2 protein-coding genes are annotated in these 15,598 nt (G+C 74.2%); both read left to right on the forward strand.

All coding sequences use genetic code 11. From position 1 onward, the window contains the following. Nucleotides 1–17: 17 nt before the first annotated feature. A complete protein-coding gene (locus tag ABTZ59_RS22535) occupies nucleotides 18–6,272 on the forward strand; it encodes an SDR family NAD(P)-dependent oxidoreductase (RefSeq protein ID WP_351410899.1) in 6,255 nt (2,084 codons plus the stop codon). Between the two features lie 70 nt (nucleotides 6,273–6,342). Further along, complete coding sequence (locus ABTZ59_RS22540) at nucleotides 6,343–15,588, forward strand: SDR family NAD(P)-dependent oxidoreductase (protein ID WP_351410913.1); 9,246 nt, start codon at nucleotides 6,343–6,345, stop codon at nucleotides 15,586–15,588. Nucleotides 15,589–15,598 lie beyond the last annotated feature (10 nt).

Raw genomic sequence — 15,598 nt, forward strand, 5'->3', positions numbered from 1 at the left:
AGACAAGAGGGCGACGAATGGACGCGAACGCAGAAGGCGACCCGGCGAACCTGATCGCCATTGTTGGTATGGCGGGCCGGTTTCCGGGCGCGCCGGATGTCGAGAGCCTGTGGAATCTGATGATGGCGGGCGAGGACGGGATAGGCCCGATTCCGGCCGACCGCTGGGACAGCACGGCGCAGCTCGACCCCGAGAAGGAGATCCAGGCGGTCGGCGGCTTCCTGGACGGGGTCGACCGATTCGACGCCGGATTCTTCGGCATCTCGCCCCGTGAGGCCGAGGCCATCGATCCGCAGCAGCGTCTGATGCTGGAAGTGGGATGGCGGGCCCTGGAGGACGCCGGCCAGCGCGCCGACGCCCTCGCCGGCACGCGCACCGGCGTGTACGTGGGCGCCTCCTGGCACGACTACGAGCTGCTGCGCAAGGCGCGCGAGGCCGGGCCCACCCCGCACAGCCTCGTCGGCAACGCCCTCGATGTGATCGCCGCGCGTCTCTCGTACTTCCTCAAGGTCCGCGGGCCCGGCATGACCGTGGAAACCGGCTGCTCCTCCTCGCTCGTGGCGCTGCACCTCGCCTCCCAGGCCCTGCGCCAGGGCGAGATCGACGCGGCGATCGTCGGCGGCACCAACCTCATGCTCGACCCGCATGTGACGGTCGGGCTCACGCACTTCGGCGGTCTCTCACCGGACGGACGGTGCAAGGCGTTCGCCGCGTCGGCCAACGGGTTCGTGCGCGGTGAAGGAGTCGCCGCCCTCTATGTGAAGACACTGGAACGCGCCCTGGCCGACGGCGACCGCGTCCACGGCGTCGTCGTCAACACGGTCGTGAACAACGACGGCGGCGGTGACAGCCTGGTGACTCCCAGCCCCCAGGGCCAGGAGGATCTGCTGCGCCGCGCCTACGGCGGGGGAGTCGTACCGCAGGGCGCCCCCGCGTATATCGAGGCGCACGGTACCGGCACCGGGCGCGGCGACCCGATCGAGGCCACCGCGATCGGGCACGTCCTCGGCCGGGACCGAGCCGATGACCCGCTGCTCATCGGCTCCGTGAAGACCAATATCGGGCATCTGGAGGCCAGCGCGGGCCTGGCCGGCCTGATCAAGATCCTCCTCGCGCTGAAGCACCGTGTCGTGCCCCCGAGCCTGCACTCCGAAGAGCTCAACCCCGCCATCCCGTTCGAGGACATCAATCTGCGGGTGGTCCGCGAGCCCACACCGCTGCCCGACAGCGGCCCCCTCTACCTCGGGGTCAACTCCTTCGGCTGGGGCGGCACCAACGCCCATGTGGTCGTCATGAGCCCGCCCGGGACACCCTCGCACGACGCGCCGCCGCCCGTCGCGCGGCCCGTCGCGGCGACCGGACTGCCCGCCGTCGTCCCGCTGTCCGCCAAGGACGCCCCGGCCCTCGGCCTGCGCGCCGCCGAACTGGCGCCCCTGGTCCCGGACACCGCCGAGGACATCGTCACCCAGGCAGGCGCACTCGCCTGGCGCCGCGACCACTTCCCGGTCCGCGCGGCCCTGGTCGCACCCGGGGAATCCGCCCGGCTGCGCACCGATCTGCTCGGCCTCGCCGCCGCCCCGGACGCCGAGCCCGTGTCGCCCGGACTGACGGTCGGCAGCGCCGTGCCCCATGGCGGCACCGCGTTCGTCTTCCCCGGCCAGGGCTCCCAGTGGAGCGGCATGGGGGTCGAACTCTTCCGGGACAGCCCGCTGTTCGCCGAGGTCGTCACGCGATGCGCCGGCGCACTGCGCCCGTACACCGACTGGGACCTGCTGGACATCTTCGCCGGCAAGGCCGACGAGGAATGGATGAGCCGTATCGACATGCTTCAGCCCACCCTCTGGGCCATGTCGCTCGGGCTCGCCGAGCTCTGGCGCGCCTCCGGCGTCGAGCCGGACGTCGTACTCGGCCACAGCCAGGGCGAGATCACCGCGGCCACCCTCGCCGGCGTCCTCTCCTACGAGGACGCCGCCCTGGTCATGGCCCGGCGCAGCGCCATCGCCCGACGCGCCTCAGGACAGGGGCGGATGCTCGCCGTGGACCTGGACAGGGAAGCCGCCCTGGCCGCGCTCCAGGGGTTCGAGGACAGCGTCTCCCTCGCGGTGCACAACGGTCCCAGCTCCTGTGTGCTGTCCGGCGAGAAGGAGGCCGTACTGACCCTCAAGGAACTGCTCGACGCCGAGGGCACCTACTGCCGGCTGGTCAATGTCGACTACGCCTCGCACAGCCCCCAGATGGATCCACTGCGCGACGATCTGCTGGCCGCCCTGGACCCCGTCCGGCCCCGCGACGCCGAGATCGACCTGATGTCGACCGTACGACGGAGCCGGCTGGCCGGCCCCGAGATGGACGGCGCCTACTGGGTGGAGAACCTCAGAAGCCCCGTGCGGTTCGCCGACGCGATGAGCGCGCTGCTCGACGACGGCATCACCCATGTCGTGGAGATCAGCCCGCACCCCGTCCTCGCACCCGCCATCGAGCAGCTTGTGGCCGGACAGCCGCGCCAGGCCGCCGTACTGACCACCATGCGCCGCCACCAAGGCAGCACCGCGGACGTCACGGGGGCCCTCGCCCGCGGCTACGTCGCGGGACTGGAGCCCTTCGGCGAACTGCCCAGGAGCTCCGGCACCACCGTGCCCGGGTACCCCCTGCGGCAGGACCGCTACTGGACCGCCGCACGCCCCCGGGGCACCGGGGCGGCCCGCGGTTTCGACACACCGCTGCTCCCCGCGCCCGGCGAGGCGGATGTCCGGCACGGCGCCCTGGAGTTGTCGCTCGGCGGTCCGCCCTGGCTGGCGGACCACCAGGTGCACGGCACCCCCGTGCTGCCCGGCGCCGCAATGCTCGCCATCGCCGTCAACACCGCCCGCTCCCTCCCCGGCCCCGCCGCCCGTCGCCTGGAGAAGGTCCGCTTCGTCAAGGAGGTGGCGGTGACCGAGGACATGACGAGGCTCATCGCCGAGTGGAGCGGCGCGACCGCCGGTGGCGCCTTCCGGCTGCTGTCACTGTCCGAGGGCGGCGCCGGCTGGGAGGAGAACGCCACCGCCCGTGTCGGCCACGGGGATTCGCCCCGCTCCGTCACCTTCCCCGACTGGCACACCGGTCTCGACCCGGTGGACACCGACGGCTTCTACCGCGGCTGGGCGGCGCGCGGCCTCGAATACGGCCCCGCCTTCCGCGCGATCCGTACCCTCTACGCCGACCCGGCCGGTGAACACGCCCTGGCCGAGGTGGTGCTGGGCGACCGGCTGCGCGCCGGAAACCGCGGGCGCGCGCCGCACCCCGCCCTGTGGGACGGGGCGCTCCAAGCGTCCCTCGCGCTGTGCGACGCCTACGCCCCGGGAACGGCCCTGGTGCCGACGGCCGTTGACCGCGTCGAGCTGCTCGACGAACCGGCGGAGCCCGTCACCCAGGTGTGGTCGCACGCCGTCCGGCGGGCGGAAGGCGTCTTCGACATCGAGATCTTCGACGCCGGTCACCGGCCACTGCTGGTTATGGCGGGACTGGAACTGTCACCGCTGCCCGGCGCGGATTCCGCCGCGGACGTCGACGCCGAGCGGCTGCACCGGGTCGAATGGACCGAACAGAGCGCTCCCCGTGACGAGACGGCACAGGACGGCCACTGGCTCGTCTGCGGGGCGGCCGACGACACCGGCATGGCCCGGCGGCTGGCCGACGGGCTGACCGCCGCCGGCGCCGGAGTGACACGTACCGTCACGGACGGGGTGCCCGACGCGTCGCCGCTCCCCGAGAACGTGGTCTTCGTCGCGCCGGACGCCACCGCCGGGTACGAAGCCCAACGGCAAGGGCTCAGCCGGCTCGCGGGACTCGCCCGTGCCTGCTCGGAGCTGCCCGTACCGCCGCGGCTGGCCGTGGTCACCGCGGGGGCGCAGGCGGCGGAGCCCGGCGACACCCCCGATCCGGGCGGCGCGCTCTACTGGGGATTCACCCGCGTCCTGCGGCGCGAGCACCCGGAGTTGCGCGCCCGGCTCGTCGACGTCGACCCCGCGGACACCGACGGCCCGGCCGAGTGGGCGGCCGCGTGGGCGGCCGAACTCCTCGGCGACGACGCCGAGGACCAGGTGGCCCTGCGAGCCGGCCGCCGCCTCGCGGCCCGGCTCACCCGTGGCGTCCCGACCGGCCGAGCCGCCGCCGCGCTCCCGGCCCGGCGCTCGGCGCGGCAGCCGTTCCGGGCCGGTACGCGCCGGCCGGGCGCTCCGGAACCGGTCGAGTTCCTGCCGCTCGCCCGGCGCTCGCCCGGCGCCGGTGAAATCGAGATCGAGATCGCCGCGGTCGCCCTGGACCACGGGGACGCGTTCCGCGTGTTCGGCGCGCGGCAGGGCGGCGGCGGCCCGCTGCCGCTGGGCTCCGGATGCGCCGGCCGGGTCACGGCGGTCGGCCCCGACATCACGGCCGTGGCGCCCGGAGACCGGGTGGTGGCCTGCGCCGTCGGTGTCCTCGCCAGCCATGTCACCGTCCGGGCCGACCACGCCGCGCTCGTCCCTGACGCGCTCGGCGACGCGGAGGCGGCGGCGCTGCCGCTTCCGCTGGCCGCCGCCTGGCACGCGCTGTCGGACCTGGGGCGGCTGGAGGCCGGGGAAACGGTGCTGATCGATCTGCCCGCCGGGGTCGCGGCCCGAGCCGCCGTCGAGCAGATCTCCCGGGTGCTGGGCGCCCGGATCATCACGACGGCCACCGGCGGCGACGCCGACCCCGGCTCCGATGCCGTCGTCGACCCGACGGACCCCGACTGGGCCGAAGCGGTACGCGCCGCCACCGGCGGCCGCGGCGTCGACCTCGTACTGGCCTCGCCCACCGGACAGCCGGGCGACGGAAGACTGGACGCGCTCGCCACCGGCGGCCGGTACATCGCGTTCGGGGGGAACGGCAGCCGAGCCCTCGGCGCCGAGGCGTTCAGCCGGGGCGTCAGTCTCGCCACGGTCGCACTGCCGGGACTGCTGGAACAGCCGGGGCGCCGTTTCGCCTCCGCCCTGGCGGCGGCCTGGGAACTGGTCGTCAACGGCAAGCTGGAGTCGCTTCCCGTCCACACCCGCGCCATGGCCGAGGTGACCGAAGCCCTCCGCGAGACCGTGAACGGCGCACCGCACGGCCGCCGCACCGTCCTGGTCGACCCCTCCGGAGTCGAGGCCGTGACACCGCTGCCGATGCCCGGCGGCCGGTTCCGCGCCGACGGCAGCTACCTGGTGACGGGCGGCCTCGGCGCGCTGGGCCTGAGCCTGGCCGAATTCCTCGCGGCACACGGCGCGGGAACACTCGTCCTGCTGGGGCGCTCCGCCCCCGCCCCGGCCGCCGCCGCCCGGATCGAGGCCCTGCGCGCCACGGGCATCACGGTCCGCGCCGAGCGGTGCGACGTCGCCGACGCGGCCGCCCTGCGCGCCGTCGTCGCGGGGGTACGGGACGAACTGCCGCCGCTGCGCGGGGTGGTGCACGCCGCGGGTCTGCTGGCGGACGCCACCGTACGCAACCTGACGGCGGAACAGGTGGAGCGGGTCCTGGCGCCGAAGGCCGCGGGCGCCCGCAACCTCGACGCGGCCACGGCGGACGATCCCCTGGACTTCTTCGTCCTGTTCTCCTCCGCGGCGGCCCTGGTCGGCAACGCCGGGCAGGCCGCCTACGCGGCCGCGAACGCCTACCTCGACGCGTTCGCCGAGGCACGGCGCCGCCGGGGGCTGCCCGCACTCAGCGTGCAATGGGGCCCGTTCACCGAGATCGGCCTCGCGGCGAGCGACGACCAGCGGGGCGCGCGCCTGGAAGAGCGCGGCATGGGCGGCTTCGGCCCCGACGAGGCATGGTCCGCGCTCGTACGGATGCTGGAGCGGGACGAGCCGGTGACCGGGTACGTACCGATCCATCTCCGCCAGTGGTTCGACGCCTATCCGGACACCGCCGCGCTCGGCAGCTGGGAACGGCTGCTCGTCGCCGCGCGCGACGGCCGCGGGGCCGCGGGCACGGGCGGCGACTTCCTGGAGCGGCTGTTGGCCCTCCCGCCAGAAGCCCGTCCGGCCGCGGCCGAGGAAGAGGTCCGGGGGCTCGCCGGGCGGGTCCTGCGGCTCGACGCCGAACAGGTCCGTGGGGACATCCCCTTCAAGCAACTCGGCCTGGACTCCCTCATGGGCCTGGAACTGCGCAACCGCCTGGAGGCCTCGTTCGGGCTCAAGCTGTCGCCCACCCTTCTGTGGTCCTACGGGACCTCGAAGGCGCTCGCCGACGCGCTGTGCGAGCGGCTTCCCGACCCCTCGGAGACCAGCTGACCCCGGCCCCGCGTCCGGCCCCAGCCTTTGCCACGACCTTCCGTCGTACGACCGCGAGGAATGCCATTCCATGGAAGAGACCGAAGAGACCGCTACAACCGACGCGAGCCGGCAGACCCCGCTCACCCGCGCACTCGCCACGATCCGCACGCTGCGGCAGCGCATCGAGGAGCAGGAGGGCAGCCGGCCCGTCGCCGTGGTAGGCGTCGGCCTCCGGCTGCCCGGCGGCATCGACGACCTCGACGGTTACTGGGAGGCGCTGGCGGCCGGGCGCGACATGGTCCGCCCTCTTCCGGAGAACCGGAAGGAACCGTTCACCGCCGAGTGGGAGAGACTTCCGCAGCGCGGCGGCTTCCTGGACGACGTGCTCGGCTTCGACGCCGCGTTCTTCGGCATCAGCCCGCGCGAGGCGCGCCATCTCGACCCCCAGCAGCGGCTCCTGCTGGAGGTCGCCTGGGAAGCGATGGAGAACGCGGGCCTGCCCGCCGACCGGCTCTCCGGCACCCAGACCGGTATGTACCTCGGCATCATGTGGCAGGACTACCGGGACTGGCTCGTGGGCGAGCCGGATGCCTACTGGACGACCGGCAACGGGCACAACTTCGCGGCCGGCCGCATCGCCCACGCGCTCGGCCTCAACGGGCCGACGATGGCCGTCGACACCGCCTGTTCGTCCTCGCTGGTCGCCGTGCATCTGGCCGCGCAGGCGCTGCGGCGGGGCGACTGTGACGTGGCGTTCGCCGCGGGCACCAACCTCATCCTGTCCCCCCGGTCCATGAGGCTGGTACAGGAGACCCGGTCGCTGGCCCCCGACGGCCTCTGCAAGGCGTTCGACGCCCGCGCCAATGGATTCGTCCGCGGCGAGGGGTGCGGTGTCGTGGTCCTGAAGCGTCTGGACCACGCCCTGCGCGACGGGGACCGCGTGCACGCCGTGATCCACGGCACCGCCGTCAACCAGGACGGCCGCTCGGGCGGCTTCACCGCCCCCAACGTGCTTTCCCAGGTGTCCCTCATCGAGAAGGCACTCGCCGAATCCGGCCTGGCGCCCTCGGACATCGGCTACATCGAGGCCCATGGCACCGGGACCGCGCTGGGCGATCCCATCGAGATGGAGGCGCTGGCGACGGCGCTCGGCCGGGCGAACGGCGGCGCCCCCCTCGCCGTCGGAGCGGCCAAGAGCAACTTCGGTCATCTGGAGGCCGCCGCCGGTGTCGCCGGACTGGTCAAGGCCATGCTGTGCCTGCGTCACCGCAAGGCCCCGCCGGTCGTGCACTTCCGAACGCTCAACCCCAGGGTCGATCTCTCCGGTACCGGAATGACCGTGCCGGGGGAGCTCACCGACTGGGCCCCCGGCAGCGGCCGTTACGCCGGTGTCAGCTCCTTCGGCATGAGCGGCACCAACGCGCATGTCATCGTCGGGCCTCCCGAGGAGACCCGCCGCGACGATGGCCCCCGGACCGATGGCCCCCGGGTCGAGGGGTTCGAGATCTCCGCGAAGACGCCAGAGGCCCTGCGCGCCCTCGCCGGCCGGTACGCGGAGCGCGTGTCGGCGCTCGGCCCGGAGTCCTACGCGGCCTTCGCCCACTCGGCGGGGGCAGGACGGACCCGGCATGAGTTCCGCGCCCGCCTCACCTGCGCGGACGTCGAATCGGCGGCCGGTGCCCTGCGGGCGCTGGCGGCCGGTGAGCCGCGCGCCGACGTGACCCTCGCCGAGGGGGTGGCCCCGGAGGGCGGCCAACTCGGGGACGCGCTGCCCCGCGACGTCATCGATCTGCCCGCCTATCCCTGGCAGCGCACGCGCCACGCGCCCGAGACCCTGCCCACCGGGCCGGTGACGCCCGCGGCTCCGGACGGCGCGGCGGCCCCGGCCGACGTGGCGCGCCCTCCCTTGCCGACCGCGCACCGTACGGTGTGGCAGCCGGCCGAACCGACCCGTGCCGCGCCCCCCGATTCCCTGATCCTCGCGGGCGACGACCAGGAACTCCTGGAAACGCTCGTCCGCGAAGCGACCGCCCGGGGGGTGCGGGGGACCCTGCTCACTCCCGTGCCTCCCGGGTGGGCCGACGGCTGGGCCACCGCGGAACTCCCCACCGACGCCCGGGCCTGGGAGCGGTTCTGGGCGGACCGCGAGGACCCGGAACCGGGGGCCCTGCTGCTGGTCATGAAGGGCGACAGGCTGCCCGCCGGTCCGGACACCGACGAGCCCGGCGCCGCCGGATCCGGCACCGCGGACCCCTCGGTGGACCCTCTGGCCGACGGGGCGGCCCTCTGCGCCGCCGTGACGGCCGCCGTCTGCGCCGCCGCGGGCGGCGAGGCGTACCGCGGCCGCGCGTTCGTCCTCACCCGGGCCGCGGTCCGCACCTCGGACGGCGACCGCACGGTGTGCACGGGACACGGACTCCTCCACGGGCTCGCCCCGGTGCTCGGACTGGAACTGGGCACCGCCTGGGGCGGGATCATCGACCTGCCCCTCGCCCCCGGGGATGACGACACCGGCGCCCTCCTCGACTTCGTGGCCGACCAGTTCACGTCGGCGGCGCCCGGTGTCGAGGACCTGGCGGCGATCCGCGACGGCCGGGTCATGGTGGCCCGGCTGACCGAGGCCGCCGGGCACACCGCCGAGCTGACCGTGCGTGAGGACGCGACCTACGTCGTCACCGGCGGGCTCGGCGCCGTCGGCAGGGAACTCGTCGCGGACCTCGTGCGCCGGGGCGCACGCAACCTGCTGCTCATCGGCCGCCGTCCGGAAGGTGAGCTGGGCGCGGAGGCGGCGGCACTGCTCAGGAACCTCGCCCGGAGCACCGACCGCACCGTCTACCGGGGCGGCGGCTGCGACACACCGGAGGCGCTGGAACGGGCCTGCGGGGTACTGGCCGACATGCCGCCCGTGAGAGGTGTGCTCCACGCCGCGGGGACCCTGCGGCGGAGTCCTGTCAGGGAGACGGGCGCCGAAGAATTCGCGGCCGCCCTGAGCGGCAAGGCCGCCGGCGCCTGGTGGCTTCATCTGGCCGGCTGCGCCTGGCCGCTGGACTTCTTCGTCCTCACGTCCTCGGTCTCCGCCCTCTGGGGCACCGAGGGCTGTGCCGCCTACTCGGCCGCCAACGGCGCCCTCGACACCCTCGCGGCGCATCGCAGATCGCTCGGGCTCCCCGCGGTGAGCATCGCCTACGGTCCCTGGGCGCTCGGCGGCGAGGGCATGGCCGACTCGGCCCTGCGCGAGCGTTCCGCGCGCATGGGGGTCGGCACCCTCGACGCCGATACCGGCCGGGCGGCCCTGACCGGGCAGGCACCCGGCGCCGATGGCCGACTGGTGGTCTGTCCGCTGGATCTGCCCCGGCTCCGCCAGGTGATGGCGGGGCTCCGGCCACGCGGCCTGTTCGGTACGCACGACACCACGCCCGCCGCACCGGCGGTGGCTGCGGGTGCGCACCCCTTCCTCGACGGGCTGACGCCGGGCGAGCGTCCGGCCGCGGCGCGGGCCATGGTGACCCGTCTGCTCGCGGCCCAGCTCAGCCACGCCGACAGCACCGCCGTGCGGGAGAACGTCGGCTTCTACGACCTCGGCCTCGACTCGATCATGGCCGTCGATCTGACGGCGCGGCTCTCCGAGGTGTTCGGGACGACCGTCCAGGTCGCGGATGTCTTCGACCACCCGACGGTCGCCGAACTGGCCGCGTTCCTGCTGTCCAGGAGCGACGGGGCCCCGGCGCCGTCCGAGGGACGGCCCGCGGCGGCGGCGAGTGGCGGCGCCGCGCGGGCGGTGGCCGAGCCGCCCCCCACCGTGGCCGGGACGACTCCCACCGCGGCCGAGACGGCCCCCACCGCGGCCGAGACCACCGGCGAACCCATCGCCATCGTCGGCATGGCCGGCCGATTCCCCGGCGCCGACTCCGTCGAGGAACTGTGGGAACTCCTCCGCGACGGCCGTGACGGTGTCACCGCGGTGCCCGCCGGGCGCTGGGACACCGCCGCGGTCCGCCCGGGTACGGTCACCACCGACCAGGGCGGTTTCCTGAGCGACATCGACCGCTTCGACGCGGGCTTCTTCGCCGTCCCGGCGCGCGAGGCCGAGAACCTCGACCCCCAGCAGCGGCTGCTCCTCGAATCCGCCTGGCACGCGATGGAGGACGGCGGTATCGACCCGTCGTCCCTGCGCGGATCCCGCACGGCCGTCTTCGTCGGCGTCAGCTATGCCGATTACGCGAGGCTGTTGACCCAGGACGGCCTGGAAGGGGTCGACGCGTACTACAGCACGGGCACCGCGCTCAACGCGGCGGCCGGCCGCATCGCCTACACACTCGGGCTGAACGGGCCCGCCGTCGCGGTGGACACCGCGTGCTCCTCCTCGCTGGTGGCCCTGCACCTGGCCGTCGGCTCGCTGAGGTCGGGCGAGAGCGACACGGTGCTGGCCGGTGGGGTGAACGTCATGCTCGACCCGGCCTCGTGGGCCGCCGTCAGCCAGGCGCACATGCTGTCGCCCGACGGCCGCTGCCGTACCTTCTCGGCCGACGCGAACGGATTCGTGCGCTCCGAGGGCTGCGGTGTCGTCGTCCTCAAACGGCTCGGCGACGCCCGGCGCGACGGCGACCGGGTGCTCGCCGTCATCCGCGGCAGCGCCGTGAACCAGGACGGTGCCTCGTCCGGGCTGACGGCCCCCAACGGCCGGGCGCAGGAGAGCATGCTGGAGGCGGCTCTGACCCAGGCCGGTGTCGCCGGCTCCGACATCTCCTATCTGGAGGCGCACGGCACCGGCACCGCGCTCGGCGACCCGATCGAACTCGGCGCCGCCTGGCGGGTCCTCGGCGCGGGGAGGGAGCCGGACCGGCCGCTGCGCGTGGGATCGGTGAAGAGCAACATCGGCCACTGCGAGTCGGCGGCGGGCATGGCGGCGCTCTTCAAGACCGTGCTCGCGCTGCGGCACGACCTGATCCCCGCCAACCTCCACTTCGGGCAGCCCAACCCGCATGTGGACTGGTCCGGGATGAATGTGCGCGTCGTGGACACCGCCACCGCCTGGCGGCGCGGCGACGGGCCCCGGGTCGCCGGCGTGTCCGGATTCGGCTTCACCGGCACGAACGCCCATCTGGTGATCGCCGACGCCCCGGCCGAGACCCCGACCCTCCATCGGGTCACCGTCCCGGCCGTGCCCGCGGCGGACGCGGAGAGCCGGCCGAAACCGCCTGCGCGCCTCATTCCGCTCTCCGCCCCCGACCCCGCGGGGCTGGAGCGTCTGACCTCGGCCTGGGCCAGGAGACTGGAGAACGCCACCGAGGAGGAGTTGGACTCGCTGGCCGCCACCGCCGGTGCCGGGCGTGCCCACTTCCCGTACCGCCGCGCTCTGCTCGGCGCGACCCCGGAGCAGCTCTCCGACCAGCTGGGCACCCCGGCCGAGGCCGCCCCACGCGCGCCGCGTGTCGCGTTCCTCTTCACCGGCCAGGGCAGCCAGTACCACGGCATGGGCCGCGAACTGTACGAGAACGAACCGGTGTTCCGGGAGACCTTCGACACCTGCGACCGGGTGCTGACACCACTGCTCGGCGCGTCCCTCGCGGACCTCGTGTACCACGGCGACGACCGGACCGCCCTCAACGAGACCCGGGTCACCCAGCCCGCCCTTGTCACCCTGGAAATGGCCCTGGTCAGCCTCTGGGCGTCCTGGGGTGTCCGCCCCGCCGTCGTCATGGGGCACAGCGTCGGCGAGATAACGGCCGCCATGGCCGCCGGGGTGATGGACCTGCCCACCGGCCTCGGGCTGATCGCGCACCGTGCCCGGCTGATGCAGGGCACCGAACGCGGCGCGATGCTGGCCGTCGTCGCCACCGAGGCGGACGTCAGGGGCTGGACGGCGGACACCGGGCTGGACATCGCGGCCGTCAACGGCCCGGAGTCCGTCGTGGTGTCGGGCGCGCCCGACGCGGTCGAAAGCCTGGCCGTCCGGCTGAAGACGCGGGGGGTGCGCGCCCGTAGGCTCAGCGTGTCGCACGCCTTCCACTCCAGCCTGCTGGATCCCTCGCTGGCGGAGTTCGACGCGGTTCTCGCCCCGCTGGAGTTCACCGAGCCGGACCTGCCCATCGTCTCGAACGTGACGGGCCGCCTCGCCGCGCCCGGCGAGTACGACGCCGGATACTGGCGCCGGCACGCACGCCGGCCCGTGCGTTTCCTCGACGGCGCGCGCCAACTCGCCCTTCTGGGCGTCGACATCTGCCTGGAGATCGGCCCGGACCGTACGCTGGTCAACCTCGTCAAGGGCGCGGGACTCGCGGAGCCCCCCGGGCTCGCCTCCTCACTGCGGCGGGGGACCGGTGACCGCGCCGCCCTGCTCGCCGCCGCGCGGCAGCTGTATCTGGGCGGCCAGACCATCGACTGGGAACAGGTGACCCCGCGTCGCTCCCGGCCGCGTGCCGGCGCGCCGCGCTATCCCTTCGCGCGGACGCGGTACTGGACCGGGGCGGGCGGGCGTGCCGCCGCCCTGGGAACCCGGCCCGTGACCCGGGGCCCCGCCTGGGGGACCGAGTTCCACTCGCCCGCCCTGGGCGGCCGGGTCTGGACCACCGAGCGCAGTACCGCGTACCCGGCCCACCTCACCGACCACCGGCTCTACGGCACGGTCTCCGTGCCCGGCGCCTCCCAGACGGCCACCGTCCTTTCCGCTCTCGGCAGCGGCGGCGTTCCCGTTGTGCTGGCGGATCTTCACTTCCCGCGCGCCCTGGTGCTGCGGGACGGGGAGCGTTACGAGCTCCAGATCGTGGCGGAGCCGCCGGGACGGCAGTCCCGTGGCGTCAGCGTCCACAGCCTGCTCGACGGCCGGACGGGGCGCTGGCAGGAGCATCTGGTGGCGAGGATCGCCGACGCGGGCAGCGGGCCGGAGACCGACCCGCACCCGGTGACGCCACCCGACCCCGCGGCGTTCATGGCGAGCGCGGACAGACACCTCTCGGGAGCGGACTTCTACCGGCATCTGCGCGCGCTCGGCTACCACTTGGGACCGTCCTTCCGGTGGATCGGTGACGCGTACATCCGTGGCGACGAGGCACTTGTCCGCTTCGTCGAACCCACGGAGATGAACGAGTCCCCGGACGGCTACGAGATCCACCCCGGTCTGCTCGACTCGTGCCTGCAGAGCGCCGTGGCGTTCGCGGTCACCGGCGAGCGGGTGACGGAGGAGGACGGGCTGGCCATTCCGTTCTCCATCGCCCGGCTGTCCTTCCCCCGCCGCCCGGTCCCCGGCCGGGAGTTGTGGGGACATGTCCGCGCGGTACGCGAGACCGGACCGGACGACGGCCTGCTCCAGGTGAGGTCCGCGGACCTGCGTATGTTCGACAGCGGTGGTGCCACGGTGCTGGCGGTGGACGACTTCCGGTTCCGCCGTGCTCCACGTGATCTGCTCCAGCGTTCGCTGAGGGAGGGCGTACGCCACACGTACGACCTCACCTGGACGGTGCGGAAGCCGGCCACGGCCTCCGTGACCGGTCCGGTGAGGAGCCGGCGGATCGCCCTGCTGGGCGCCGGCACCGAGCTCGGCCGCGCGGTGCGCGAGGCCTGCGCGGCGCACGGCCACGAGGTGGACCCCGTACCGGACGGCGGGGCCGGCACGCTGAGAGCCGACCTCGTGGTGGACGCCCGGTTCGTACCGGGCCGGGAGGGTGGCGTGGGACCGGCGGACGCTCTCGCCGCGGCACGGGAGCTGACCGGCACCCTGCACGCGGTGGACCGGACCATTCCGTACGCCGTGCTGGGCGACATGGGCGACATGGGCGGCGACCGCGCGGAGGGCGGCGGCGTCGGCGCTCCGGTCCGCGAGGCGGTATGGGGCCTGCTCGCCTCACTGGAGGCCGAGCAGACCGACCGGCGGCTGCTCCGGGTCGGGCTCGCCGCCGACTGGAACCCCTCGGTCCTGACCGAGGCGCTGATCCGGTCGCTCGACGAGGGTGTGCCCGAGCCGCGGCTCGTGATCGGCCCGGACGAGGTGCGGGTCGCCCGGCTCGTCCCGTACGACGCCGGCCCGGGGCCGGAGCCGGACGCCTCCGCGAGCGGTGGCGCGGCCCTGATCACCGGGGGGCTCGGCGCGCTCGGCCTGAGCACCGCCCGGTTCCTGGCCCGTCGCGGTTTCACGGCGATCACGCTCATGGCCCGCTCGGCGCCGGATGCCACGGCCCGGGCCGTCATCGACGAACTGGCCGCACGTGGCGTCCGGATGGGCGTCGTGCGAGGAGACGTCACCGATCCGGCGGCCTGCCGTGCGGCCGTGGCCCGAGCCGGACAGGAGGCGCCGCTGCGTACGGTGCTGCACCTCGCGGGCGTCACCGACGACCAGGCGTTCGACCGGCTGGACACCGACTCCTTCGACGCCGTCTTCGCCGCCAAGGCGCACGGGGCGGCGCACCTCGCCGATGCCCTGGCCGGCCAGGAACTGGACGCCTTCGTGCTCTTCTCGTCCGCGTCGGCGGTCCTCGGCAACGCCGGACAGGTCAACTACGCGGCGGCCAACGGATATCTGGACGGTCTGGCCATGACGCTGCGCGCCGCGGGCGTCCCCGCCACCAGCGTCAACTGGGGCCCATGGGCGCCGGAGGCCAGGGGTGGCATGGCCGCCTCCGCCGCCGTCGAACGGGCCATGGAACGGCGAGGTCTGCGGTCACTCACCGACGAGGAGGCCGAAGCGGTGATCCGGGCGGTCCTGTCCGGCGGCCCCAGGGGCCGGCTCGTGGCGGTGGCCCTGGACCGTGAGAGGTACGCACAACAGCTCGCGGACCATCCCAGGGCCGCCCTCGTACGGTCACTCGCCACCCGCCAGGTCCGTCCCACCGGAGCGGAGCCGGCTCGTGGCCGGCTGACGGAACAGCTCACCGGGCTCGACCGTGACGACCTCGTGGACCGGCTCCGCCAGGCCGTGCGGACCGTGGCCGGTGAGGTGCTGGGGGACGAGACCGCCATCGTCGACGACCTCGGGTTCACCGAGACGGGGCTGGACTCGATCATGGTGATCGACCTGCGGACGCGGCTGTCCCACGCCCTCGGCACGGACCTGCCCGCCACGGTGGCGCTCGACCACCCCACCGTCGACCAACTGGTGTCCTACGTCACCGATCTCCTCTTCGCGGCCGAGCCCTCCGAGCCCTCCGAGCCCTTCGGACCCTCCGGACCGTCTGCCGACTCGGCGGAACAGACGACAGCGGCACCACTCACGGCACCGGCCGCACCGGCCGCACCGGCCGCACCGGCTGACTCCGGTACCGGTCTGGAGGACCTGTCGTTCGAGGAGCTCGTCCAAGCCGTGCAAGCAGATGTGGTGACAGATGTGGTGACAGAGAAATGAGGGCGCACAC

Origin of the sequence: Streptomyces sp. NPDC094034 (genome assembly GCF_040303865.1) — a bacterium.
Classification (GTDB): Bacteria; Actinomycetota; Actinomycetes; order Streptomycetales; family Streptomycetaceae; genus Streptomyces.

Bases quoted from the DNA above. Each gene is read 5' to 3' on its own strand.
- ABTZ59_RS22535 (WP_351410899.1), top strand. From the start codon at position 18: ATGGACGCGAACGCAGAAGGCGACCCGGCGAACCTGATCGCCATTGTT.
- ABTZ59_RS22540 (WP_351410913.1), top strand. From the start codon at position 6,343: ATGGAAGAGACCGAAGAGACCGCTACAACCGACGCGAGCCGGCAGACC.